Below are 24467 nucleotides of genomic sequence, written 5' to 3' on the forward strand. Positions count from 1 at the left end.
ACCCGGAAGCTAAGCCTTACAGCGCCGATGGTACTGCAGGGGGGACCCTGTGGGAGAGTAGGACGCCGCCGAACAATTTTTGTAGTGGAAACCCCCGCATCGTGAGATGCGGGGGTTTTCTGCGTTCCGAGCGTAAATGAGGTGAGGAGGGTTGCGCTGGGGTACTACCTTGACCGGCATGACTTCCTCGCCTCCTGGTGACTACCTGATCCGGCCGGTCCGTGCCGGCGAGTGGACGGCCGTGCGGGAGTTGGCCCTGCGGATGCTGCGGGACCCGGTCGCGCACCTCGCGTTCCTGGACACGTACGAGGAGGCCGTGGCGCGGCCGGACGGCTTTTGGCGGGAGCGGGCGGCCGGGGGCGCGGAGGACTCCGAGCGGGTGCGGCAGGTGATCGCCGAGGGGCCGGGCGGGGCGTGGCTCGGGACGGTGACCGTGCTGATCGAGGAGGCCGGGACGACGGACTGGGCGGGGTTTCCCGTGGAGCGCCGGCAGGGGCATGTCGTCGGGGTGTATGTGCGGCCCGAGTGGCGCGGGAGCGGGCTGACCAAGGCGCTGTTCGCGGCCGGCCTGGAGTGGGCGTGGGGGCGCGGGGTGGAGCGGATGCGGCTCTACGCGCATCAGGACAACGAGCGGGCGCGGGGGCTGTATCGCAAGCTCGGGTTCGTGCCGAGCGGGCGGACGGTGAGTCTGCGGACGGATGCTTCGGGGGAGTGCGAGGTGGAGTACGTGCTCGACGAGTGGGGCTGAGTCAGACCGGCAGTTCGTCGTGCGGCCAGCGGGCGCGGGCCTGTTCGCGGGAGCGGAGCAGGGCCAGGGTGGGCAGGCCCCGGTCCGCTCCGGTGGTCAGCAGCTCCGGGAGCTGGGGGAGCGGGGCCACCGCGGCGACGTCGTCGAGGACGAGTGCCAATGGTGGGTCGAGCCGACCGGAGGATGACCGTTCGGCCATGCGCCGGCCGTGCTCGACCACGCTGGAGACGAGGGCCGTCAGGAGAGGCATCGCGCCGGGGGCCGTCCTGGGATCCTCGATGGGTTCACCTACCACGTACAGCGTTCCCCCTTCGTGGATGAAGGAATCCAGGGCGAGGGTGTCGGTTCGGTGTGGGGTGCAGCTCTCGCGGATGTTGAGGGTGGAGAGGGCGGCCAGCGCGCGGGTGGTCAACTGGTGGGCCATGTCGCGGCGTTCGGGGTGTGCGGTGAGGGCCGCCTCTAGTTCGCCGGCCGCGCCGGGGGTCGCTTTGGGGTTGGTGCGGAGGATGCGCACGGCGTCCTGGACCTGGGTGCCCTGGGACCAGCGGTGGACGTGGCGGACGGTGCGGGTGTCCACGGCGGCGGCGTGCAGGTAGCTGCGCAGGAGGGTGACCGCGGTGTCGGTGATCGCCTGGTCCAGGCGGGCGGTGGGGCGTACGGGGGCCAGGAGGGCGGTGGCTCTGGCGGTGGCTGTTTCCTTTTCCTCGCAGCCGCTGGTGGGGGACCAGTGCAGGCGGTCCGGGGTGTCGCAGCGGTGGGTGGGGTCGTAGAGGTGGACGGGGCCGAGTTTGGCTCGGGCGTCTTTTGTTTCCTGCCAGAGGGCGGGGTTTGAGGTGAGGACGAGGGCCGGGCCTTCGGCGTCGGTGAGGGTTTCGGTGGCGGTGGTGTGGTGGGTTTCGCGGGGGGCGTAGCGGACCGCGCCTTCGGCAGGCGATTTTTCCCACCCACCCACCCGGTTGAAGGGCTCGGGTGCGGCGGGCGTCTCCGGTAGCGGTGCTCTTGGGGTGGGGACCTCATGGGGCGGTGGTGGGGTTTCCCGCCTGCGGTGCCGTACCGCCCGCCATCTCGCGAGGGTGCCCAGGACGAAGACGGTGAGGACCACCAGGATCATCAGCTGGCCGATGAACAGGCCCCAGAACAGGCCGTAGCCGGACAGGGCGGCGGCGGGGAGGTCGGGCCAGGCGCCGGGCAGGTCGTGCGGGTGGGCGATCAGGTGGCGCATGGCCAGCGGGGTGTGGGTGAAGGTGAGGCCGCCGGGCCAGGCGCCGTGCGCGAACAGGGCGGACAGGCCGGTCGCCGTCCACACCAACACGGTCATGCCGAGGAGGAAGCCGAGGATGCCGAGCAGCAGGCCGTCGGGGATGCCGCCGCCGCTGTGGCCGTCCGTCCGCCGGTCGTCCGGTCTCATCCGTTCGTTCCCCTTCTACGCCACCGTCGATTCGGACGAGTCGCCGAGGTGCTGTTCCACGAAGGCCGCCGCCCGCTCCTCGGCCTCCAGTTCGGCGGCGCGCAGGGCGTCGTCGGCGAAGTCGGCGGAGGACTGGGTCATCGCGCGGTCGGTGAAGACCAGCGGGCGTTCGGTCTCGGTGATCAGGTGTTTGACCACCTGGACGTTGCCGTTGACGTCCCAGACGGCGATGCCGGGAGTGAGGGTCGGGATGATCTCCACCGCCCAGCGGGGGAGGCCCAGGACGCGGCCGGTGGCGCGGGCCTCGTCGGCCTTCTGGGCGTAGATCGTCCTTGTCGAGGCCATCTTCAGGATCGCGGCCGCTTCCTTCGCCGCCGCGCCGTCCACCACGTCGGACAGGTGGTGGACGACCGCGACGAAGGACAGGCCCAGGCGGCGGCCGAACTTCAGCAGGCGCTGGAAGAGCTGGGCCACGAACGGGCTGTTGATGATGTGCCAGGCTTCCTCGACCAGGAAGATGCGCTTCTTGCGGTCGGGGCGGATCCAGGTGTGCTCCAGCCACACGCCGACGATCGCCATCAGGATCGGCATGGCGATGGAGTTGCGGTCGATGTGGGAGAGGTCGAAGACGATCAGCGGGGCGTCCAGGTCGATGCCCACGGTCGTGGGGCCGTCGAACATGCCGCGCAGGTCGCCGTCGACCAGGCGGTCCAGGACCAGGGCGACGTCCAGGCCCCAGGCCCGTACGTCGTCTATGGCGACGTTCATCGCCTCGGCTGATTCGGGTTCCGGGTGGCGGAGTTGTTCGACGATGTCGGTGAGGACCGGCTGGCGTTCGACGATCGTCTCGTTGACGTAGGCGTGCGCGACCTTCAGGGCGAAGCCGGCGCGTTCGTCCAGGCCGTGGCCGAGGGCGACCTCGATGATGGTGCGCAGGAGGGCCAGCTGGCCGGTGGTGGTGATGGCCGGGTCGAGGGGGTTGAGGCGGATGCCGAGGTCCAGGGCGGCCGTCGGGTCCAGCCGGATGGGCGTTATGCCCAGCTCCTCGGCGATGAGGTTCCACTCGCCGACGCCGTCCTCGCCCTGCGCGTCCAGGACGACGACCTGGCGGTCCTTGAAGCGGAGCTGGCGCATGACGTACGTCTTCTCCAGGGCGGACTTGCCGTTGCCGGATTCGCCGAGGACCAGCCAGTGCGGGGCCGGCAGCTGCTGGCCGTAGAGCTGGAAGGGGTCGTAGATGTAGCCCTTGCCGGAGTAGACCTCGCGGCCGATGATCACGCCGGAGTCGCCGAGGCCGGGGGCGGCGGTGGGGAGGTAGACGGCCTGGGCCTGGCCCGTGGAGGTGCGGACCGGCAGGCGGGTCGTCTCCACCTTCCCGAACAGGAAGGACGTGAAGGCCTCGGTGAGGATGGTCAGCGGATCCCGCATCAGGCTCAGCCCCTACCTTCGGATGCCGGTGGCGAACGGAAGCGTGTTCACGAAGGCGCGATGGTGCTCGCGGTCGCACCACTCCAGTTTCAGGTACGACTTGCCGGCCGACGCCCTTATCGTCCGCTTGTCGCGGGCGAGGGCCTCGGGGTTGCGGGAGGAGACGGTGATGTAGCCGACCAGGTTGACGCCGGCCGCGCCGCTGGCGAGGTCCTCGCCGCGCTGGTCCAGGCGGTCGTGGGCGGCCATGTCGCGCGGGTCGACGGTGCGGTTCATCTTGGCGGCGCGGGACTGCTCGGCCACGTCGTTGGTCTTCTCGGTCAGCATGCGCTCGATGGCGACCTCGGTGGGTTCGAGGTCCATGGTGACGGCGACCGTGCGGATGACGTCCGGGGTGTGCACGAGCAGCGGGGCGAGGAAGTTGACGCCGACCGGGGTCATCGGCCACTCCTTCACCCAGGCGGTGGCGTGGCACCAGGGGGCGCGGGTGGCCGACTCGCGGGTCTTGGCCTGGAGGTAGGTGGGCTCCATGGCGTCCAGCTCGGCCGGCCAGGCGTTGCGCTTGGTCATCGCCTGGATGTGGTCGATGGGGTGGTCCGGGTCGTACATGGAGTGCACCAGGGAGGCGAGCCGGCCCTGGCCGAGCGGCTGGCGGACCCGGATGTCGGCCTCCTGGAGGCGCGAGCAGATGTCGGTCAGCTCGCGGGCCATGACCACCGCGAGGCCGGCGTCGCGGTCCAGCTTGCGGCCGCCGTGCGGGCGGGAGGCGCGGGCCATCGCGTTGGCCTCGGCGGCCAGTTCCCGGGTGAAGTGCATGCAGGCGACCAGGTAGGCGCGGTGCTGCTCGCTGCTGGTGGAGACCATCGACTGGAGCTGGTCGTAGGACTGCTGGAGCCAGGGCGGGGACTTCTCGTCGCCGCGCTGGGAGACGTCCTTGGCGTGCGCGTCCGGGTCGGCGGGCAGCGTGCGGGCGAGCATCTGGAGGCGGGTGACGAAGCCGTCGCCGTTGGCCACGTGCTTGAGCAGCGTGCCGAACCGGTCGACCAGGGCTTCCTGGTCCTCGGAGTCGCGCAGGCCGACGCCGGGGCCCTCGATCTCGATGGCGGCGGTGACCGTCTTGCGGTCGGCGTGCAGGAGTACGGCGATCTCGTCGGGGCCGAAGGGGGCGGCCAGCCAGGTGATGCGGCCGATGCCGGGCGGCGGGCCGACCTCGACCTCGCGGCCGTCGATGCGGGTGCCGGCCTCGACGGCGCCGGACCGGTACGTGGTGCCGGTGCGCAGGGTGCGCTTGTAGCTGCGGTTGATCTCGAACCACTTGTAGAACGTGCGGTGCTTGTACGGCACGTAGACCGCGGCCAGCGCGAGCATGGGGAAACCGGCGAGCAGCACGATGCGCAGGGCGAGGACGGGGACCAGCAGCCCGCACATCATGCCGAGGAACGCGCCCACGACGATCAGCGCGATCTCGCCGGTCTCGCGGTTGCGGCCGACGATCGCGTTCGGCCGGGCGCGGCCGATCAGATACGTACGGCGGGGCGCGACCGGATGAGAGACGTGGGACTCGGTCGTCAACGCCCGTCACCTCCTGTGCTCTTGGTACCGCTGTTGCGGGTGTTGCCGGCGTGGGGAGAGTTCAGCGGGCTGCCGGAGCGCGGCGCGGGAGCGGCGGAGGGAACCGTTCCGCCGCCGCCCGAGGGGCGGGTGCTGTGCGCGGCGACGCCGCCGGAGGCGGGGTTGGCCGGGCGGGCGCCGGCGGAGCCGCCGCTCTGGCCGCCGCCGTCGCCGTTGTGGCGGGTGGAGTGGGTCTTGATGCCCTGGGCGACGAGGGTGGCGGGGCTGCTGATCACGGCGGCGGCCTTGTTCTCGGCGCCCTGCATCAGACGGTTGTTGCGGGAGCCGGCGATCTCGTCGCCGAAGCCGGGGACGAAGCGGTAGATCATCGCGGAGGCGAAGATGGCCAGCAGGATGATGGCGAGGCCGGAGACTACGGCGGAGAAGGCGTCCGGTCCGTCGTCGGCGGAGAGCGCGCCGGCCAGCCCGAGGACGATCACGATGACCGGTTTGACCAGGATCACGGCGATCATGATCCCGGCCCAGCGGCGGACGTGGCCCCACAGGTTCTTGTCGACCAGGCCGGCGTAGACCACGGTGCCGAGCAGGGCGCCGACGTAGAGCAGGGCGGCGCGGATGACCAGTTCCAGCCACAGGACGCCGGCCGCGAGGATGGAGACCAGGGAGACCACGATCAGCATGATCGGGCCGCCGCCGATGTCCTCGCCCTTCTCCAGGGCGCCGGAGAAGGTGCCGAAGAACGTGTCCGTCTGGTCGCCGGTGGCCTTGGCGAGGACCTCGGTGACGCCGTCGGTGGCGGAGACGACGGTGTAGAGGATCAGCGGCGTGAAGGCGGAGGCGAGGACGGTCAGCCAGAGGAAGCCGACCGCCTCGGACAGCGCGGTGGCCAGCGGGACGCCGCGCACGGCGCGCTTGGCGACCGCCAGCAGCCACAGCACCAGGGTGAGGATGGTGGAGGCGGCGAAGACGACGGCGTACTGCTGGAGGAACTTGGGGTTGGTGAAGTCGACGTTGGCGGTGTCCTTCACGGCCTCGCTGAGCTTGTCCACGGTCCAGGCGGCGGCCTCGGCGCAGCCCTTGGCGAGGGAGGAGAGGGGGTCGGCGGTGCTGTCGACGGACGGGGTGGTGCCGTCGGTGATGCCGTTGCCCTGCTCGCAGAGGTCCTTCGCCTCGCCGGAGATGTTGCTGCAGTCGAACGACGACGACGGCGAGGGGCTGCCGCTCGGTGAGGGGTCGGGGGTGGGCGCGGCGACGGCTCGCGTCGCCAGCAGGACGACAGCGGTCTGTACGGCCGTCAGCGCTCCGGCCAGCTTGAGTGCACGACGCGGGTTACCGGGCATACGTGAACCCTCCGTACTCCTCGATGGCCTTGCTGATCTCTTCGGACGTGGCGGCCCGGTCGTCGCCGGGGACCGGGGCGGGGCCGTCTTTCTGTGTGTCCTTGACGATCTTCCAGTCGCCGTCGGTCCAGCGCAGGTCGGCCGTCCAGGTGTGCCACGTCGTGGTGACGGGGAGGGTGGACTTCTCGCCGGCCATGCCCAGCAGGCCCATGGACCAGACGGAGACCTTGGCGTCGGTGGCGGTGTAGCTCTCGACGGTGGCGCCGAGCGGAGTCGTCCGGGAGACGAAGGTGCTGCCCTCGGGGGCCTCGCCGGCGGCGTCCAGTCCCAGCTTGGCGAGGAACGCGGCCGAGTACGCCGCGTCCATCGGGCCCTTGAGTTCGGCCGCCGCGGCCGGTGTGTACAGCGCGTCGACGATCTCGTGCCGGGTGTCCTTGGCGAACATGCCGGCGGAGCCGAGGGTCACCGCGTAGTTGGCCGCGGCGCTCTGCGCGCCCTGTTCGTCGTGGGCGAAGTTGGAGCCGACCGGCTGGTTCCCGGTCGGGGCCGTCGCCGAGGTCTTGGGCTTGCCGGCGGATTCCGCCGAGGTCGCGGAATCGTCTCCGCCACGGTTCGCGAAGGCGATCGCGGCGATCAGGACGACCACCACGCCGACCACCGTGACCAGGCTCCGGGAGGAGGACCGGCCGGCTCTGCGCGGGGCGCCGTACGGGTCGCCGTCGCCCTCGGGCAGCCGGGTGCGGGTGCCGCCGTAATCGCCGGAGGCCCGGTGATCGTCTCCGAGACTCATGCCGCGTACGCCCCCTCGACGTCGTGTGTGACCTCGTGCCCGTACCCCGTGCCGTAGTAGCCGTAGTAGCCGTAGTAGTACGACGGTAGCCGCGCTGGATGCCGCGCGGGCGCGGTGTGGTGACTCGACATCAGGGTGACGCAACCTCAGCCGGGGGGCACGACGGGCGGGTGGTGGTTGGGGAGGAAGGAAACGGGAGGCCGGCGTACCCGCGGCGGCGGGCTTCTCGGACCGGAGGCCGGCTACACGGCCATGCCGTAGACGATGGTGAACAGCGTGCCGAGCGATCCGATGATGAAGACGCCCGTCAGACCGGCGATGATGAGGCCCTTGCCCTGCTCGGCGCTGAACGTGTCGCGCAGCGCGGTGGCGCCGATGCGCTGCTTGGCGGCGCCCCAGATGGCGATGCCGAGGCAGAGCAGGATGGCGACCGCCATGACGACCTGGACCATCGTCTTCGCCTCGGTCCCCAGCGCACCGAAGGGGCCCCAGTCCGGAGCGATCCCGCCGATGATGGTGTTGATGTCTCCCTTGTCGGCCGCAAAGAGCATGTAAGTCACCGCCCCTGGTGGGTAGTTCCGCATCCTCTGCGGTCGTGCAGAGGTCAGGCCTCATTGTCGCCGACAATGCCGCTGTCGTATGTCGACTTGGCGTCATTGATTGGCGGGTTTCGTACGAATAGCTTGCCACCGGTTCACGCCGGGCGCTCACGCAGGCGTGCGGGCCGAGGACAAGGAATCACATGGTCACTCTGTGTATCACGGCAGGTCACGCCGGGCAATCAGGCTGAAGCGGAACCTGGCGTGTGGTTTCGTCGTTAGGCCCCTCTACGGTCCGTCAGGTCCGCTGGGTGGCCGGGCCGTCGGGCGAGTGGGTGAGCGGGTTCACTCGTTCCGTGGGCGAAGGCTACCTCTGTTGTGTGAGGGCCTTCGGTGCGGAGGGCGGGGGGCCGGCGGTCTGTCAAGACGTCAGGTCGGCCGGTTCGAGGCCGAATAGCGCCACTCTTGCGGGAGGGAGTGCTGAACAGCGGCTGTGTGGGGCAAGGTTGAGCCGTGCGAAAAGTGTGGGTGCTCGGTGGTGCGGCGGTCGGTCTCGGGACCGGCTTCGTCATGCTGCTCGTGGTCGGCGTGTACATGGTCGCCGGAAATCTGGCCAACGGTGTGAACGGCGGCACGAAGAATCTGGCCAAGGGGGCGGTGCCCGCCGCGTACGAGCCGTTGGTGGCCAAGGCGGGCCGGCAGTGCGACGCCATCAGCCCGGCCCTGCTCGCCGCGCAGCTCTACCAGGAGAGCGGCTTCAACCCCAAGGCGCAGAGCCCGGCCGCGGCCCAGGGGATAGCGCAGTTCATCCCCGGCACCTGGGCGACGCACGGCGTGGACGGGGACGGCGACGGCGACCGGGACGTGTGGGACCCGGCCGACGCGATCCCGTCGGCGGCCGCCTACGACTGCTCCCTCGCGTCGTACGTGAAGAGCGTGCCCGGGAACTTGACCGAAAACATGCTGGCCGCCTACAACGCCGGCCCGGACGCGGTGATCCGCTACCAGGGCGTTCCGCCGTACGCGGAGACCCGGAACTACGTCAAGACGATCACCACGCTCGCCGAGAGCTTCGCGGCGCCCGAGACCCGGGTCGACCCCTCCGAGCAGGCCGCCGGAGCCATCACCTACGCCCAGGGCAAGCTCGGCACGCCCTATCTCTGGGGCGGCACCGGCACCGCTGACCAGGGCGGACGCTTCGACTGCTCGGGTCTGACCCAGGCCGCCTACGACTCGGTGGGCATCACTCTGCCCCGGGTCGCCAACGACCAGTACAACGCGGGACCGCACCCGGCCCGGGACGAGCTGCTCCCCGGCGATCTGGTGTTCTTCTCGGACGACCTGACCAATTCCCGTGCGATCCGGCATGTCGGGATCTATGTCGGTGGCGGCTACATGATCGATGCGCCGCGTACGGGCGCCGTGATCCGGTTCGACCCGATCGACACCCCGGACTACTTCGGTGCCACCCGGGTGACCGAGGATGGCGCGAAAGCGCTGCCCGGCAACGCCTGAACCGAGCGTGAACCCCTCCCCTGAGCTGCGGTGATGAGTCTCTCTTCGATAACGTCTGCGTGATCATTCGGTGGAGTGTGGAACGGAACAACGGGGGCCGTGCGTTCCTGTTGGCGTAGGTGTGCGAACCGGCGGACGCCCAGCGGATCTACAACCACGGGGGTGGCAGGAGCGGCGCGCGCAAGGACGCGCCGAAGAACATGACGAAGGGGCCGCAGCACCATGGCTGGACTCGCCGAATCCGGGTCGAACCCCGACGTCGACCTGCTCTACGACATCAACGGCCTGGCCAAGGACGCGCCGCACTGGTTCGACCGGATCATGGAGTTCGTCGGTGAGTACGGGCTGCTGTTCGCCATCGTCGCGCTCGTGCTGTGGTGCTGGTGGGGCGTGCGGCGGCGGGGCGGCGAGGACGCCGCCCCGGCGGTGGCCGCGCTGGCCTGGGCACCGCTCGCGGCCGGCCTCGCGGTGCTGGTCAACGTGCCGATCCGGGGGTTCGTGGAGCGGCCCCGGCCGTTCAAGGACCACCAGGGCCTGGACGTCCTCGTCGACGGCAAGAACGACTTCTCCTTCGTCAGCGACCACGCCACCCTGCTGATGGCGATGGCCGTCGCCCTCTTCGTGACCCGCCGCAAGTTCGGCGTCGTCGCGATCGTGCTGGCGCTGCTCGGCGGGCTCTGCCGGGTCTACATGGGCGTGCACTACCCGACCGACGTGGTCGGCGGCTTCGCGCTGGGCACCGCGGTGGCGCTGCTGCTCTCGCCGGTCGCCATGGCCCTGCTGACCCCGCTGGCCCGGGCGATCGAGCGCTCCCCGCGCGCGGGGTGGCTGATCAGCGCACGGGGGCGAGCCGCGCGCGGGGGACGGGACGCGGTGATCCCGGGCGCCCGCGCCGAGCGGGAGCCGACCGAGGCGGGCGAGCGGGACCTCGCCGCGTAGTCGGCGGGCCGCTCACAGAGCCTGCGGGAAGGTGAACAGGCGGTCCGGGTCGTACCGCTGCTTCACCTTCGCCAGCCGGGGCGCGGCGTCCGCGTAGTACGCCGTCCGCCAGTCCGTCAGCTCCGGGTCGGTGTAGTTCTGGTAGGCGGCGCCCGAGGCGTGCGGCCGCATGGCGCGGTGCGCGGCGCTCAGCCAGGACCGGCCGGTGGCGCCGCTCTGGCCGGCCGGCCAGGCGACCAGGTACTGGGCGAGCAGCCGGGAGCGGCGGTGCACGAAGGCGGTGGCCGTCGGGGAGACCCGGTTGACCGCCCCGCCGAGCGCGGTGAACGCGACGCTGCCGGTGCCGCCGCGCACCGAGCGCAGCTGCGCCAGCAGGGTGCGGATACCGGCCGCCGACAGTGAGCGGTCGAAGAAGTCGGAGCGGGCCGCGTACGTCTCCCGCTCCAGGGCGCCGTCCGGGGAGCGGCCCGGGACCGTGCCGGGCAGCCGGCAGCGGGTGCTCTCGGCGAAGGACGCGCAGCCGGCGTACGCGTCCATCGTCTCCTGGTAGGTGTGCCGGTTCAGGTCGACGCCGCTCGCCGGGGCGCCGATCCGGTCGGCGAGGCGGTCGACGGCGTTCTGGAGGTCGCCGTAGCCGCCGAGCGAGAACGCGGAGACGGCGACGGTGGGCGTGCCGCCGGCCACGCTGTCCAGGTGCAGCGACGACCAGATCTCGTCGGGCTGGTCCGGCCCCCACTCCTGCCAGCCGCCGACCACGGCCGCGGCCCGCTCCCAGGGCCAGGTCAGGTACGCGGTGACGCCGCGGGCCGCCTGGTGGGTACGGAACCGCAGCTCCGTCACCACGCCGAAGTTGCCGTTGCCGGCGCCGCGCAGGGCCCAGAACAGGTCGGGGTGGTCGTCGGCGGTCGCGGTGAGCGTGCTGCCGTCGGCCGTGATCAGGGTCGCTCCGGTCAGGCTGTCGCAGGTCAGGCCGTAGGCGCGGGACACGACCCCGTGGCCGCCGCCGAGCGCGAGGCCGCCGATGCCGACGGTGGGGCAGGAACCGGCCGGGACGGTGACGCCCTTGGCGGCCAGCCCGCGATAGACGTCGATCAGCCGGGCCCCGGCGCCGACGACCGCCGCGTCGCCGGAGGTCCGCACGGCGTCCAGCCGGGACACGTCGACGATCAGCCGGCCGTCGCCGGAGGACCAGCCCGCGTAGGAGTGGCCGCCGCCCCGGATCGCCGGGCGGACCCGGTGGGCGCGGGCGTAGGCGAGGGCGGTGCGGATGTCGTCGGCGTGCGCGACGTAGGCGACGGCGGCGGGCCGCAGGGTGTCGAAGCGGGTGTTGTAGAGCTGCCGGGCGGGTGCCCAGTCGGCGTCGCCGGGGCGGACCAGGGTGCCGTCGAGCGAGCGGGCGAGGGCGGTCCAGTCGGCGGGGGCGGACGCGGCGGGCGTACGGGAGCCGCTCACCGGTGGGCGGCTGCCCTTGCCGTCGCCCGCGCCATCACCCGTGTCGTCGCCCGCGCCGTCGCCGGTGTCGCAGGCGGCCGTCGTCGTCACCGTCGCGGTCAGGCCGGCGCCCGCGGCGCCGCCGAGGAAAGTACGCCGGTCCATGTGGAACGAGACGGGGAGGAGGGGCCGGAGGTTCCGGCGGCGGCCGGCCGGTCAAGGGCCGGCGTGCTCGCGGGCGTCGGTTCTGGCCAGACTTCTGGCCCGGCGGGCCGGGCCGCGCCAGCCGCAGGAGCAGCGGGCCGAGCAGAACGGGCCCTGCTCGACCGTCGTAGTGGTGTGTTCCGGAAGGTCCGGGAGGTCCCGGGGAGCGTCAAGACCGTCCTGCTGTGCCACGGCGACCACGTTACCGGGGTCGGCCGGGCGTCGTTAAGCCCGGCGACGGGTGGCCCGGGACGAGGGTGGGCAGGCGATGACCAGGCGGCAGGGACAGCACCGGCGGCTGGGCGCGGCGGGTGCCGCGGCCTGCCTCGCGCTGGGCGCCGGCGGCTGCTCCGACACCGCCGCCGTGGCGCCCGGGGCCCGCGCCGGCGCCGCCGACCCGGTCCGGACCGTGCGCGGCGCCGCCGACCGGCTGGTGGCGGCGGGCAGCGCCAAGACCCGTACGTCGATGCAGATGGCCAGCGGCGGCACCCGGGTCACCATTCGCGGCGAGGGCCGCTACGACTTCGCCGGGCGGCGCGGGCGGCTGAAGGTCCTGCTGCCCGAGGACCCGGCGGGCAGCGGCGACCGGCGCCCGATCACCGAACTGCTGACCCCCGGCGCGCTCTTCATGAAGAACCGGGGCGCCGGCGTCCCGGCCGACAAATGGGTCCGGGTCGAGACGGCGACGCTGTCCGACGGCAACCTGGTGACCGGCGGCGCCACCGATCCGCTCGCCGCCGCGGAGGTGCTGCGCGGCACCCAGCGGGCCCAGTACGTCGGACGGACGGCGGTCGCGGGCACCCCGGTGTCCCACTACCGGGGCACCGCCGACCTGGTACGGGCCGCCGAGCGGGCCACCGGCGGGGCCCGGATCTCGCTGCGCGCGGCGGCGAAAGGGTTCGCCAGCGCCCGGGTGCCGTTCGACGTCTACCTCGACGACCGGGGCCGGGTCCGCAAGCTCCGGCACCGGTTCGATTTCGCCAACAGCCGGCGGGCCGGCCCTGTCGCGGTGGCCTCCACGACCCTCCTCTACGACTTCGGCGTCCGCGTCGCCGTGCGGCTGCCGGACGCGGACGACATCTACACCGGCAAGATCGCCGAGGAGCCCGCTGTCAAGGAGGACTAGCCCGTCCGTGCCATGCGCGGTGGGTGAAGCGCTCCCTACTCTAGGAAGCCGGTACTGGCAGAGACGAGGTGATGCGCGTGGCTCCGGTCGGCGGTACGGCGGTTCAGGACCACGTGGCCCTCGCCGAGATCGAACTGTGCGGGGACCTGATCATCGCGGCGTCGGCGGCGCGGGACCGGCTCAGCCTGGAGAGCATCGACGAGGTGCTGCGGGTGGCCGAGGAACGGGAACGCGCCAGGCGCGCCACCGGGAGCTGACGGCCCTCAGGTGCGCAGCAGCCGCCCGATCGCCTTGGTCGCCTCCGCCACCTTGGCGTCGATCTCGGTGCCGCCCTTGAGGGCCGCGTCCGCGACGCAGTGGCGCAGGTGCTCCTCCAGGAGTTGGAGGGCGAAGGACTGGAGGGCCTTGGTGGAGGCGGAGACCTGGGTGAGTATGTCGATGCAGTAGACGTCCTCGTCGACCATCCGCTGAAGGCCCCGGATCTGGCCCTCGATCCGGCGCAGCCGCTTGAGGTGCTCGTCCTTCTGCTTGTGGTAGCCGTGCACCCCGCGGTCGTGGTCCGTGACCACGTCGGTCCCGGTGGAGGGCGCTCCGGCGCCGGCCTCTGTGGTCGTCATCGCGTCCTCCTGTGAGACAGCTCGCCGACATATACCCCTGGTGGGTATATGGTAACGAATTTCGCTGGGTATAGGGCCCTTGGCGGACAGGCCCCGAGTCGCCCCCCTGCTCATCACTGTGCCTGATGGGCGACACTGGGGGACGGCCCGTTAGCCGTGGCCGGATGATGCGCCTAGCATCAGCCTGACCGAAACCGATGCATACCGAGGACCCCACGTGCGCTTTCGTCTGACCCCCAGGGAGACGAGCTTCTACGACATGTTCGCCGCGTCCGCGGACAACATCGTCACGGGCTCGAAACTCCTGATGGAACTGCTCGGGGCGGACGCATCCGCCCGGGCCGAGATCGCAGAGCGTATGCGGGCCGCGGAACACGCCGGTGACGACGCGACGCACGCGATCTTCCACCAGCTGAACTCCTCGTTCATCACACCGTTCGACCGTGAGGACATCTACAACCTCGCGTCGTCCCTCGACGACATCATGGACTTCATGGAGGAGGCCGTCGACCTCGTCGTCCTCTACAACGTCGAGGAACTGCCCAAGGGCGTCGAGCAGCAGATCGAGGTGCTGGCCCGGGCCGCCGAGCTGACCGCCGAGGCGATGCCCAACCTGCGCACGATGGACAACCTCACCGAGTACTGGATCGAGGTCAACCGGCTGGAGAACCAGGCCGACCAGATCCACCGCAAGCTGCTCGCCCACCTCTTCAACGGCAAGTACGAGGCCATCGAGGTGCTGAAGCTCAAGCAGATCGTGGACGTCCTGGAGGAAGCGGCCGACGCATTCGAGCACGTGGCGAACACGGTGGAGACCATCGCGGTCAAGGAGTCCTGAGCCCACGTCATGGACACCTTCGCTCTGATCGTGACCGTCGCGGTCGCGCTCTTCTTCACCTACACCAACGGCTTCCACGACTCGGCCAACGCGATCGCGACGTCCGTGTCGACCCGGGCGCTGACGCCCCGGGCGGCGCTCGCGATGGCCGCCGTGATGAACCTGGCCGGCGCGTTCCTCGGCTCCGGGGTCGCCAAGACGGTCAGCGAGGGGCTGATCGAGACGCCCGAGGGCTCGACGGGGATGGGCATCCTCTTCGCCGCGCTGATCGGGGCGATCGTCTGGAACCTCGTCACCTGGTACTTCGGCCTGCCCTCGTCCTCCTCGCACGCGCTGTTCGGCGGGATGGTGGGCGCGGCGCTGGCAGGCGGTACGAAGGTGTACTGGGGTGGCGTCGTCGACAAGATCATCCTGCCGATGTTCATCTCGCCGGTGGTCGGCCTGGTCATCGGGTACCTGGTCATGACGGCGATCATGTGGCTGTTCCGGAAGTCCAACCCGCACAAGGCGAAGCGGGGTTTCCGGATCGCGCAGACGGTGTCGGCGGCGGGCATGGCGCTCGGGCACGGCCTCCAGGACGCGCAGAAGACGATGGGCATCGTGGTGATGGCGCTGGTCATCGCCGACGTCGAGGACTACGGCGATCCGATTCCGGTCTGGGTGAAGATCGTCTGCGCGCTGATGCTGTCGCTGGGCACGTATGCCGGGGGCTGGCGGATCATGCGGACGCTGGGGCGGAAGATCATCGAACTTGATCCGCCGCAGGGGTTCGCGGCGGAGACCACCGGTGCGTCGATCATGTTCGCCACGTCCTTCCTCTTCCACGCGCCCATCTCCACGACGCACGTCATCACCTCGTCGATCATGGGCGTGGGGGCGACGAAGCGGGTGAACGCGGTTCGCTGGGGCGTGGCCAAGAACATCGTGCTGGGCTGGTTCATCACGATGCCGGCGGCCGCGGTGGTGGCTGCGGTGTCGTTCTGGGTTGTTCAGTTGGCGTTTCTGTGACGTGAGGGGCGTCGGGGCGGGGCGTTCGCGCGACCCGGCGCTGGCGCGGTGACGCGGCCACGCGCCGCCTGCGAGTACGCGGCCGCGCGGGGCGTGGTTGCCCGCCGTACCCCGTCCGCCGTTCGCCGCCGAGCGGGGTACGTACGCGCGCTCGCCCGCGGCGGGAAGGGGGCGGGGTGGGGGGTGTCCGCCCGCAGTGGTTGGCGCGTCGGCCCGGTTCACCCCCGTAACAGGCCGATTCCGCGCCGTTCCGAGGACGGACACCCCCCGCCCCGGCCCCGACCCACAACCAAAGAGTGGGCGCTACGCGCAGGCCGCCGCAGGCGTACAGGACAAAGGGCCCGCCCCCGGGAGCCGGGGGCGGGCCGTTCCTCGTGGTGGCACCGCCATGCAGCACCACGAGGGGTCTATCCGAAGCGGCCGGAGATGTAGTCCTCCGTGGCCTGCACCGACGGGTTGGAGAAGATCCGCTCGGTCTCGTCGATCTCGATCAGCTTGCCGGGCTGGCCGACCGCCGCCAGGTTGAAGAACGCCGTGCGGTCCGAGACCCGCGCCGCCTGCTGCATGTTGTGCGTCACGATGACGATCGTGAAGCGCTCCTTCAGCTCACCGATCAGGTCCTCGATGGCGAGGGTGGAGATCGGGTCCAGGGCCGAGCAGGGCTCGTCCATCAGCAGGACGTTCGGCTCGACCGCGATCGCGCGGGCGATGCACAGCCGCTGCTGCTGGCCGCCGGAGAGACCGGAGCCCGGCTTGTTCAGGCGGTCCTTCACCTCGTTCCAGAGGTTCGCGCCCTTCAGCGACTTCTCGACCACGTCGTCCATCTCGGACTTCTTGTACCGGCCGTTGAGCCGCAGACCCGCCGCCACGTTGTCGTAGACGGACATGGTCGGGAACGGGTTCGGGCGCTGGAAGACCATGCCGACCTCGCGCCGCACCGCCACCGGGTCGATCCCGGGACCGTACAGGTTCTCGTCGTCGAGCATGACCTTGCCGTCGACCCGGCCACCGGGGGTGACCTCGTGCATGCGGTTGAGCGTGCGGAGGAACGTGGACTTGCCGCAGCCGGACGGGCCGATGAAGGCCGTCACGGAACGGGGCTCGACCGTCATCGAGATGTCCTCGATGGCCAGGAAGGAGCCGTAGTAGGCGTTGAGGCCGCTGACATCGATGCGCTTGGCCATGTGAATCACTGCTTCTTTCGGGTCGGGTCGAGGGCCTTAGCGACCGGTCTTGGGAGCCTTCCAGCGGGCGATGCCGCGGGCCACCAGGTTGAGGATCATGATGAACGCGATCAGCGTCAGCGCCGCCGCCCAGGCACGGTCGTACGCCGCGCCCTGGCCGCCGCTGTTGGTGAACTGGAGGTAGATGTACATCGGCAGCGACGCCTGCGGGTCCTTGAAGGGGTTGCTGTTGATGAAGTTGGACCCCCACACCAGCAGCAGCACCGGAGCCGTCTCACCGGCGATGCGGGCCACGGCCAGCATGATGCCGGTGGTGATGCCGCCGATGGAGGTCGGCAGGACCACCTTCAGGATCGTGCGCCACTTCGGCACACCCAGCGCCAGCGACGCCTCGCGCAGCTCGTTCGGGACGAGCTTCAGCATCTCCTCGGTCGAGCGGACCACGACCGGGATCATCAGGATGGTCAGCGCCATCGAACCGGCGAAGCCGGAGTAGCCCATGTCCAGGATCAGGATCCACAGGCTGAGGATGAACAGACCCGCGACGATCGACGGGATGCCCGTCATCACGTCGACGAAGAAGGTGACCGCCTTGGCCAGCCGGCCCCGGCCGTACTCGACCAGGTAGACCGCGGTCAGCACACCGATCGGCACCGAGATCACGGTGGCCAGGCCGACCTGCTCCAGGGAGCCGAGGATGGCGTGGTAGATGCCGCCGCCGGGCTCGGTGTCGGCGACCACGCCCATCGAGTGGCTGAGGAAGTACCCGTCCAGGACCTTGACGCCGCGCTTGACGGTCGTCCAGACCAGGGACAGCAGCGGGATCACGGCCAGGATGAAGGCGACCCAGACCAGGCTGGTCGCCACCCGGTCCTTGGCCTGCCGGCGGCCCTCGACCCTGGCCGAGATGCCGTAGGAGCCGGCCACGAAGAGGACCGCCGCGATCAGCGCCCACTGGATGGAGCTGTCCAGGCCGGCCGCGAAGCTGATGCCGATGCCCAGCAGGATCGCGCCCGCGGCCACCGCCCACGCGAACCACTTCGGCAGGGTCGCGCCCTTGAGGGAACTGGGCGGGCGCTGCCCGGTCTGGTCGGTGAGAGTCGCGTTGCTCATGCGTTGGCCCCCGAGTACTCCTTGCGGCGGGCGATGATCAGGCGGGCCGCGCCGTTGACCAGCAGGGTGATCACGAAGAGCACCAGACCGGACGCGATCAGCGCGTCCCGGCCCATCTCGGTCGCCTCGTTGAACTTGCTGGCGATGTTCTGGGCGAACGTGCCGCCGCCCGGGTCGAGCAGGCTGGCGGTGATGTCGAAGCTCGGCGACAGCACCATCGCGACGGCCATCGTCTCGCCGAGCGCGCGGCCGAGGCCCAGCATCGAGGCGGAGATGACGCCGGAGCGGCCGAAGGGGAGGACCGACATGCGGATGACCTCCCAGCGGGTGGCGCCGAGCGCCAGGGCCGCTTCCTCGTGCATCTGCGGGACCTGCCGGAAGACCTCGCGGCTCACGTTGGTGATGATCGGCAGGATCATGATCGCGAGCAGGATGCCGACGGTGAGCAGCGAGCGCGGGGCGCCGCCGTTCCACTCGAGGATGCCGGTCCAGCCGAGGTAGGTGTCCAGCCAGCCGTAGAGGCCGTTCAGATGCGGTACGAGGACCAGGGCGCCCCACAGGCCGTACACGATGGACGGCACGGCGGCGAGCAGGTCGATCACGTAGGCGATCGTGCCGCCGAGCTTGCGCGGGGCGTAGTGGGTGATGAACAGCGCGATGCCGACCGCGATCGGGACCGCGATGGCCATGGCGATCACCGACGACACGACGGTGCCGAAGGCGAGGACCGCGATGCCGAACTGCGGCGGCACGCCGCTGGGGTTCCAGTCGAAGCTGGTGAAGAAGTTGGCCTCGTCCTTGCTGATCGCGATCACGGCGCGGTAGGCCAGGAACGCCGCGATGGCGGCCATCAGGACCAGGACGAAGATGCCGGAGCCGCGCGAGAGGCCGAGGAAGATCCGGTCTCCGGGGCGGGTGGCGCCGCGGGCGGCGCGCTTGGCGTCGGCCTCGGTCGGCTGCGGAGTTGGTGGGGCTGCGGGATTCTGTGTCGATATGTCCATCGGGTTCTCCGGTCTGCGGAGCCGTCGTGGGGGACGGCCCGGACGGAGCCGCCCGCGTCTCGGGGGCTCCTGGCGGCGGTGCACCGGACGGTGCGGTCAGGCCCTCCGGCGGACCGGGGAACCTGACCGCACTCGGGTCAGCTCAGGCCCGAGATGGTCTCGCGGACCTTGGTGATGATCTCGTCGGGCATCGGGGCGTAGCCGGCGTCCGCCAGCAGGCCCTGACCGTCCTCGGAGGCGATGTAGTTCAGGAAGGACTTGGTGGCCGGGAGGGTCTCGGCCTTGTTGCCCTTGTCGCAGACGATCTCGTACGTCACCAGGGTGATCGGGTACGCGCCGTCGGCGGAGGGGGTGTAGTCCAGCTCCAGCGCGAGGTCCTTGCCGGTGCCGACGACCTTGGCGGCGCCGATGGCGGCGGTCGCGTTCTCGACGGTGGCCTTGACCGGCTCGGCGGCCTCGGTCTTGATGTCGACCGTGGAGATGTCCTTGGCGTAGGACAGCTCGAAGTAGGAGATGGCGCCGGAGGTCTGCGTGACCTGCTGCGCGAGGCCGGAGGAGCCCGAGGCGGACTGGCCGCCCTTGGCCTCCCAGGACTTGCCCGGCTCGTAGCTCCAGTCGTCGGGCGCGGCGGCCTTCAGGTACTTGGTGAAGTTGTCCGTGGTGCCGGACTCGTCCGAGCGGTGGAACGCCTGGATCTTCAGGTCGGGAAGCTTCGCGTCGGGGTTGAGCTTGGCGATCGCGTCGTCGTTCCAGTTGGTGATCTGGCTGTCGAAGATCTGCGCGAGGGTGGCCGCGTCCAGGGTGAGCGAGTCGACGCCCGGGACGTTGAAGGCCACCGCGATCGGGCCGCCGACCATCGGCAGGTCGATGCCCTGGCCGCTGGAGCAGACCTTCTTGGAGGCCGTGATCTCCTCGGGCTTCAGCGCGGAGTCCGAACCGGCGAACGCGGTCTGGCCCTGGGTGAACGCCGTGACACCGGCGCCCGAACCCGTGGGGTTGTAGTTGATCTGCACGCCCTTGCACGCCGCGGCGAACTGCTTCACCCAGGCGTCGATCGCGTTCTTCTGGGCGGACGAACCGGACGCCTGGAGCTGGCCCGAGGCGTCGCCGCAGTCGATGCTGCTGGCCTGGGTGGTGGCCGACGCGTCGCCGCTGCCGGTGTCACCGGTGTCGTCGGAGCCGCACGCCGTGAGGGCCAGGGCGCCGGAGACGGCGAGAGCACCGAGAGCGAGGGCCCGCCGGTTCTTGCGCTGAAGCTTCACTTGAGGAATTTCCTTCCTGAGGCCGCCGTCCTGATTCGGCGGCGTGCGAAAGCTGGGGTGCTGCTGGTGGTGAAGGCTGTGATGAAGGCCGTGCGATACGGACGCGTTTTCTAGGTGCGACCCGTATCGGGTAAGGCCGAAATTAGGCAGAACAGGTGAAGGCGCCGATGGCCATAAATGAACGTGGGGTGAACCCCTGGGGACGGTGCGGTGAGGTCACGGAACGCTTACGTCGAGGACACGGAGTGATTCCGGCGGGCTGTCGCGACGACTATGGCAGGCGGGCCGTGGTCAGCAGGGCGTCGACCAGGGTCCGGTCCCTCGGTCGAGTGAGCCGGGCGCGGGCGGCGTCGGGCGTCAGCCACAGCACGCGGTCGACCTCGTCGTTCGGACGGAACGCGCCGGAGACGGCCTCGGCGGCCCAGTACCGCACCTGCTTGCGGCGGCCGTCGGCCAGATAGCGCACGGTGGGCAGTTCCGGGCCCGGCGCGGCGGTGTGCCCGGTCTCCTCGGCGACCTCACGCAGGGCGCCGGCGAGGGCGTCCTCGCCGCGCTTCAGCTTTCCCTTGGGGTGCGACCAGTCGTCGTACTTCGGCCGGTGGACCAGACAGATCTCGATGCCCGCCGGGTCCGGCCGGGACGGGCGGCGCCACAGGACGCAGCCGGCCGCCAGCACCATGGGGTCGTCCGGGCTGCTCATGGTGTCCTCCCCTGCGGTGCTCGGGCGCGCCTACGGTGTGCCGGCCGGTTCCTTGCGCCAGCAGTGCTGGAACGCGTACCTCGCCGCCTCCACCTCATGCCGCTGGTCGGCGTGCAGCACGCCCAGCGCGTACGCCGTCGCCGGGGCGATCCGCGGGGTGCGGGCCGCCTGCGCGGCCGCGGCGGCGGCCTCGGCGGCGTCCCGGTGCCGGTCCAGGGCCTCGCCGGCGGCGAGCAGGCGGACGCCGACGGGGGTGTCGTCGCCGACGACGACCTCACGGGCGTAGCGGTGCAGCCGCAGCAGCAGGCGGACCTGGTGCCAGGGGGTGTCCTGCGGGTGCGGGGACGGGTCCGGGGACAGGCCGTGGATCAGCGCCGCCGCGTTGTACGGGCTGCCGGCGGTGACCAGCGGCAGTGCGGCCACGGCGTCGGTGAGCCGGTCCTCGGCGGCGGCGGCCAGCGGGCGCAGGTCGGCGCCGGCCGCGCCGGGGACCAGCGGGACGTCGCTGGCCAGCACGGCGACCTTGTCGGCGACGGCGTGGAAGCGGCTGCTGCCGAGGGCTTGCAGCGCCGTGGAGTGGGCCCGGGTGCGGGCCAGGGTCAGCTGGCGGTCCAGCAGGGCGCCGGCCTTCGCGGCGCCCACGGTGAGGGCGCCGCGGTCGGGGGCGCCGCGGTCCGCGGACTGCTGGGCGGGGAGGCCGGGCGGCGGCGGGTCCGGGTAGCCGGCGGAGACCGGAGAGGCCGGGGAGGCCGGGGAGGCCGGGCCGGACAGTCGGTGCAGGGCCTGGAGCAGGCGGTCCAGGCGGGAGGCGTACGCGTGTTCCAGCGCCAGCGTGCCGGACAGCCAGGCCAGTTCCGGGCGGATGGCCTCCGACCAGTCGCCGTCCAGCAGTGCCTGGAAGGTGTGCAGGCTGCCGCTGATGCGGCGGGCGGCGCGGCGCAGGGCGCGGGGCGCGTCGGTGTGGTCCGCGACGGGGGCGCCGGCGCCGTTCTCCCGGTGCAGGCGCAGGGCGCGGAGGAACTCCGTGGCCTGGGCGCGCAGGTAGTGGGCGAGGGCGTCGGGGGTTACGGGGCCGGTCGCGGATGTGGTTGCGGTTGCCGACGCGGTTGCGGTGAGTGGTGCGGGTGCGGGTGCGGGTGCGGGTGCGGGTGCGGGTGGGCTGGGGTGCACTGGTGCGGGTGCGTTGTGGTTCGCCGGTGCCGCGTCCGGCTGGGACGGGTGCGTCGGTTCAAGGTGTCGCTGTGCCACGCCGGCGCCTCCGGGCGTCTATGAGCATCTCCTGGACGTTGCGCAGGGGGTGGCCGTCCGCGTCGGTCGCGTGCCGGGTCCACTCGCCGTCCGGGCCGAGGTGCCAGGACGCGGTGGTGTCGGACATGCCGGTTTCCAGCAGCCGGCACAGGGCCGCCCGGTGGGCCGGGTCGGTGACCCGGACCAGGGCCTCTATCCGGCGGTCGAGGTTGCGGTGCATCATGTCGGCGCTGCCGAACCACACCTCCGGCTCGCCGCCGTTGCCGAACGCGAAGACCCGGGAGTGCTCCAGGAACCGGCCGAGGACCGAGCGCACCCGGATGTTCTCCGACAGGCCGTCCACGCCGGGGCGCAGCGCGCAGATGCCGCGCACCCACACGTCGACCGGGACGCCCGCCTGGCCGGCCCGGTAGCAGGCGTCGACGACCGCCTCGTCGACCATCGAGTTGACCTTGATCTTGACGTACGCGAGGCGGCCGGCGCGGTGGTGCTGGATCTCCTTGTGGATGCGGGAGACCAGGCCGTCGCGCAGCGACTTGGGGGCGACCAGCAGCCTGCGGTACGTCTCGCGGCGGGAGTAGCCGGAGAGGCGGTTGAACAGGTCCGAGAGGTCGGCGCCGACCTGCGGGTCCGCGGTGAGCAGGCCGAGGTCCTCGTAGAGGCGGGCGGTCTTCGGGTGGTAGTTGCCGGTGCCGACGTGGCTGTAGCGGCGGAGGGTCTCGCCCTCCTGGCGTACGACGAGGGAGAGCTTGCAGTGGGTTTTGAGACCCACCAGGCCGTAGACGACGTGGCAGCCGGCTTCTTCGAGTTTGCGGGCCCACTTGATGTTGGCGTGCTCGTCGAAGCGGGCCTTGATCTCGACCAGCACCAGGACCTGCTTGCCGGCCTCGGCGGCGTCGATGAGCGCGTTGACTATGGGGGAGTCGCCGGAGGTGCGGTAGAGGGTTTGCTTGATGGCCAGGACGTCCGGGTCCTCGGCCGCCTGTTCCAGGAACGCCTGTACGGAGGTGGAGAAGGAGTCGTACGGGTGGTGCAGGAGGACGTCCCTGCTGCGGAGCGCGGCGAAGATGTCGGGCGCGGAGGCCGATTCGACCTCGGCCAGGTCGCGGTGGGTGCCGGCGACGAACTTCGGGTACTTCAGCTCCGGACGGTCCAGGCTGTGGATGCGGAACAGGCCGGTGAGGTCGAGCGGGCCGGGGAGCGGGTAGACCTCGGCTTCGGTGATCTTGAGTTCGCGGACCAGGAGGTCGAGTACCTCGCGGTCGATGCTCTCCTCGACCTCCAGCCGGACCGGGGGGCCGAAGCGGCGGCGCATCAGTTCTTTTTCGAGGGCCTTGAGGAGGTTCTCGGCGTCGTCCTCTTCTACTTCGAGGTCCTCGTTGCGGGTGACGCGGAAGGCGTGGCTCTCCAGGACCTCCATGCCCGGGAAGAGCTCTTCCAGGTGGGCGGCGATCACGTCCTCGATGGGGACGTAGCGGCCCGGGGACGCTTCGAGGAAGCGGGACAGCAGCGGGGGGACCTTCACGCGGGCGAAGTGGCGGTGGCCGGTGACCGGGTTGCGGACGACGACCGCGAGGTTGAGGCTGAGGCCCGAGATGTAGGGGAAGGGGTGCGCCGGGTCGACCGCGAGGGGGGTGAGCACCGGGAAGATCTGGTGGCGGAAGAGGGTGAACAGGCGGGCCTGTTCCTTCTCGGCCAGTTCCTTCCAGCGGACCAGGTGGATGGCCTCGTCGGCCAGGGCCGGCTGGACGTCCTCCTGGAAGCAGGCCGCGTGCCGGGCCATGAGCTCGCGGGAGCGGGCCCAGATCATCTCCAGCACCTCGCGGGGCTGGAGGCCGGAGGCGGAGCGGGTGGCGACGCCGGTGGTGATCCGGCGTTTGAGGCCCGCGACGCGGACCATGAAGAACTCGTCCAGGTTGCTGGCGAAGATCGCGAGGAAGTTGGCCCGCTCGAGGAGGGGCGTGCTCGGGTCCTCGGCGAGTTCCAGAACGCGTTCGTTGAACGCCAGCCAGCTGCGTTCGCGGTCGAGGAAGCGGCCCTGCGGGAGCGGGGAGCCGTCCGCCGCGCGGGCGTCCTCGGACTCCTCGTACGCGTCGAGGTCGGAGTCGATGTCCGGCTCCAGGTCGGAGACCGCGGCGGCCACCGTGTGCGGGCGGTGCGCGGCGATGGAGCCCACGGAGGGCTGCGTGTGCTGGACCTCTGCCTGGCTGTTCGGCTGGCTCATGAACCCATTCTTCCGCGCTGTCGGCGAGACAGGCGCGTCGGACGTCGCGGGTGGGAGCACGGGCTTCATTCGGTGAGCGTTGCAAGCTCGTCTGAATCAGTGGTTACGGGGAGATGGCGTGGGGGATAGCGGGGGGCGGCTTGGGGGTGCGGGGCCGGTGCCGGGGCGGGAGCTGGTGGGTGGGTCGGGGCCGTGGGGGTACGGCGAGCCCGCCGCCGACGGACGCCCGGGT

The 24467-nt window shown here is 71.0% G+C and carries 24 protein-coding genes and 1 rRNA gene; 8 read left to right on the forward strand and 17 right to left on the reverse strand.

Annotated features, from left to right (window positions below; translation table 11 throughout):
• Positions 1–74: ribosomal RNA gene (gene rrf / locus ACTT8P_RS33165) — 5S ribosomal RNA — on the forward strand; the annotation flags it as partial.
• A 104-nt stretch (positions 75–178) separates the two neighbouring features.
• Positions 179–748, forward strand: coding sequence for a GNAT family N-acetyltransferase (locus ACTT8P_RS33170; RefSeq protein WP_442835498.1), 570 nt, complete (start codon positions 179–181; stop codon positions 746–748).
• Between the two features lies 1 nt (position 749).
• Here the strand turns inward: ACTT8P_RS33170 and ACTT8P_RS33175 are convergent, their stop codons facing one another.
• The 7 genes from ACTT8P_RS33175 to ACTT8P_RS33205 form a co-directional block, all read right to left on the reverse strand.
• Entirely contained in the window at positions 750–2156 is a 1407-nt protein-coding gene (locus ACTT8P_RS33175; protein WP_442835499.1) for a type IV secretory system conjugative DNA transfer family protein, read from the reverse strand.
• A 15-nt stretch (positions 2157–2171) separates the two neighbouring features.
• Positions 2172–3584 carry an ATP-binding protein gene (locus ACTT8P_RS33180; RefSeq protein ID WP_361155868.1) on the reverse strand — a complete coding sequence of 471 codons (1413 nt, stop codon included), beginning with the start codon at positions 3582–3584 and terminating at the stop codon, positions 2172–2174.
• A 12-nt stretch (positions 3585–3596) separates the two neighbouring features.
• Positions 3597–5156 (reverse strand): SCO6880 family protein, encoded by a 1560-nt coding sequence (locus ACTT8P_RS33185; RefSeq protein WP_442835500.1) that lies wholly within the window; start codon positions 5154–5156, stop codon positions 3597–3599.
• On the reverse strand, positions 5153–6496 hold the full coding sequence (locus ACTT8P_RS33190; protein ID WP_442835501.1) for a hypothetical protein: 1344 nt from the start codon (positions 6494–6496) through the stop codon (positions 5153–5155). The genes ACTT8P_RS33185 and ACTT8P_RS33190 overlap by 4 nt, the downstream gene beginning before the upstream one ends.
• Positions 6486–7286 carry a hypothetical protein gene (locus tag ACTT8P_RS33195; protein ID WP_442835502.1) on the reverse strand — a complete coding sequence of 267 codons (801 nt, stop codon included), beginning with the start codon at positions 7284–7286 and terminating at the stop codon, positions 6486–6488. Before ACTT8P_RS33195 ends, ACTT8P_RS33190 begins: the two co-directional genes overlap by 11 nt.
• Positions 7283–7417: a hypothetical protein gene (locus ACTT8P_RS33200; RefSeq protein WP_442835503.1), complete on the reverse strand. Its 135-nt coding sequence runs from the start codon at positions 7415–7417 to the stop codon at positions 7283–7285. The genes ACTT8P_RS33195 and ACTT8P_RS33200 overlap by 4 nt, the downstream gene beginning before the upstream one ends.
• 111 nt (positions 7418–7528) lie before the next feature.
• Positions 7529–7837, reverse strand: a complete 309-nt coding sequence (locus ACTT8P_RS33205; protein ID WP_190204669.1) for a hypothetical protein — start codon at positions 7835–7837, stop codon at positions 7529–7531.
• Between the two features lie 558 nt (positions 7838–8395).
• On the opposite strand from ACTT8P_RS33205, the gene ACTT8P_RS33210 reads away from it, so the two are divergent.
• Positions 8396–9340, forward strand: coding sequence for a bifunctional lytic transglycosylase/C40 family peptidase (locus ACTT8P_RS33210; RefSeq protein ID WP_442835515.1), 945 nt, complete (start codon positions 8396–8398; stop codon positions 9338–9340).
• A gap of 222 nt (positions 9341–9562) precedes the next feature.
• A complete protein-coding gene (locus ACTT8P_RS33215) occupies positions 9563–10279 on the forward strand; it encodes a phosphatase PAP2 family protein (protein ID WP_442835504.1) in 717 nt (238 codons plus the stop codon).
• 12 nt (positions 10280–10291) lie between these two features.
• Here the strand turns inward: ACTT8P_RS33215 and ACTT8P_RS33220 are convergent, their stop codons facing one another.
• Positions 10292–11875: an FAD-binding oxidoreductase gene (locus tag ACTT8P_RS33220; protein WP_442835505.1), complete on the reverse strand. Its 1584-nt coding sequence runs from the start codon at positions 11873–11875 to the stop codon at positions 10292–10294.
• Between the two features lie 51 nt (positions 11876–11926).
• Entirely contained in the window at positions 11927–12106 is a 180-nt protein-coding gene (locus tag ACTT8P_RS33225; protein ID WP_361155882.1) for a hypothetical protein, read from the reverse strand.
• Positions 12107–12182: 76 nt separating this feature from the next.
• On the opposite strand from ACTT8P_RS33225, the gene ACTT8P_RS33230 reads away from it, so the two are divergent.
• Entirely contained in the window at positions 12183–13040 is an 858-nt protein-coding gene (locus ACTT8P_RS33230; RefSeq protein ID WP_442835506.1) for a hypothetical protein, read from the forward strand.
• A gap of 71 nt (positions 13041–13111) precedes the next feature.
• Positions 13112–13297 carry a hypothetical protein gene (locus tag ACTT8P_RS33235; RefSeq protein ID WP_442835507.1) on the forward strand — a complete coding sequence of 62 codons (186 nt, stop codon included), beginning with the start codon at positions 13112–13114 and terminating at the stop codon, positions 13295–13297.
• A 6-nt stretch (positions 13298–13303) separates the two neighbouring features.
• Here the strand turns inward: ACTT8P_RS33235 and ACTT8P_RS33240 are convergent, their stop codons facing one another.
• Positions 13304–13657 carry a metal-sensitive transcriptional regulator gene (locus ACTT8P_RS33240; protein WP_442835508.1) on the reverse strand — a complete coding sequence of 118 codons (354 nt, stop codon included), beginning with the start codon at positions 13655–13657 and terminating at the stop codon, positions 13304–13306.
• A 217-nt stretch (positions 13658–13874) separates the two neighbouring features.
• On the opposite strand from ACTT8P_RS33240, the gene ACTT8P_RS33245 reads away from it, so the two are divergent.
• Both ACTT8P_RS33245 and ACTT8P_RS33250 read left to right on the forward strand, forming a co-directional pair.
• Positions 13875–14495: a DUF47 domain-containing protein gene (locus ACTT8P_RS33245; protein ID WP_003974832.1), complete on the forward strand. Its 621-nt coding sequence runs from the start codon at positions 13875–13877 to the stop codon at positions 14493–14495.
• 9 nt (positions 14496–14504) lie between these two features.
• On the forward strand, positions 14505–15503 hold the full coding sequence (locus tag ACTT8P_RS33250; RefSeq protein WP_442835509.1) for an anion permease: 999 nt from the start codon (positions 14505–14507) through the stop codon (positions 15501–15503).
• Between the two features lie 407 nt (positions 15504–15910).
• Here the strand turns inward: ACTT8P_RS33250 and pstB are convergent, their stop codons facing one another.
• From pstB to ACTT8P_RS33285, 7 genes are all read right to left on the reverse strand, one after another.
• Positions 15911–16687, reverse strand: a complete 777-nt coding sequence (gene pstB / locus ACTT8P_RS33255) for a phosphate ABC transporter ATP-binding protein PstB (RefSeq protein WP_189421791.1) — start codon at positions 16685–16687, stop codon at positions 15911–15913.
• A 36-nt stretch (positions 16688–16723) separates the two neighbouring features.
• Positions 16724–17800, reverse strand: coding sequence for a phosphate ABC transporter permease PstA (pstA, locus tag ACTT8P_RS33260; protein WP_442835510.1), 1077 nt, complete (start codon positions 17798–17800; stop codon positions 16724–16726).
• Positions 17797–18801, reverse strand: coding sequence for a phosphate ABC transporter permease subunit PstC (gene pstC / locus ACTT8P_RS33265; protein ID WP_442835511.1), 1005 nt, complete (start codon positions 18799–18801; stop codon positions 17797–17799). Before pstC ends, pstA begins: the two co-directional genes overlap by 4 nt.
• Positions 18802–18938: 137 nt before the next feature.
• Entirely contained in the window at positions 18939–20063 is a 1125-nt protein-coding gene (gene pstS / locus ACTT8P_RS33270) for a phosphate ABC transporter substrate-binding protein PstS (protein WP_442835512.1), read from the reverse strand.
• Between the two features lie 271 nt (positions 20064–20334).
• Entirely contained in the window at positions 20335–20763 is a 429-nt protein-coding gene (locus ACTT8P_RS33275; RefSeq protein ID WP_442835513.1) for an NUDIX hydrolase, read from the reverse strand.
• Positions 20764–20793: 30 nt separating this feature from the next.
• Positions 20794–21804, reverse strand: coding sequence for a CHAD domain-containing protein (locus ACTT8P_RS33280; RefSeq protein WP_442835516.1), 1011 nt, complete (start codon positions 21802–21804; stop codon positions 20794–20796).
• A gap of 187 nt (positions 21805–21991) precedes the next feature.
• On the reverse strand, positions 21992–24235 hold the full coding sequence (locus ACTT8P_RS33285) for an RNA degradosome polyphosphate kinase (protein ID WP_442835514.1): 2244 nt from the start codon (positions 24233–24235) through the stop codon (positions 21992–21994).
• Positions 24236–24467: the final 232 nt, after the last annotated feature.

The sequence above is a fragment of the Streptomyces sp. JW3 genome, from assembly GCF_052216785.1.
In the GTDB taxonomy this organism is placed as follows: domain Bacteria; phylum Actinomycetota; class Actinomycetes; order Streptomycetales; family Streptomycetaceae; genus Streptomyces.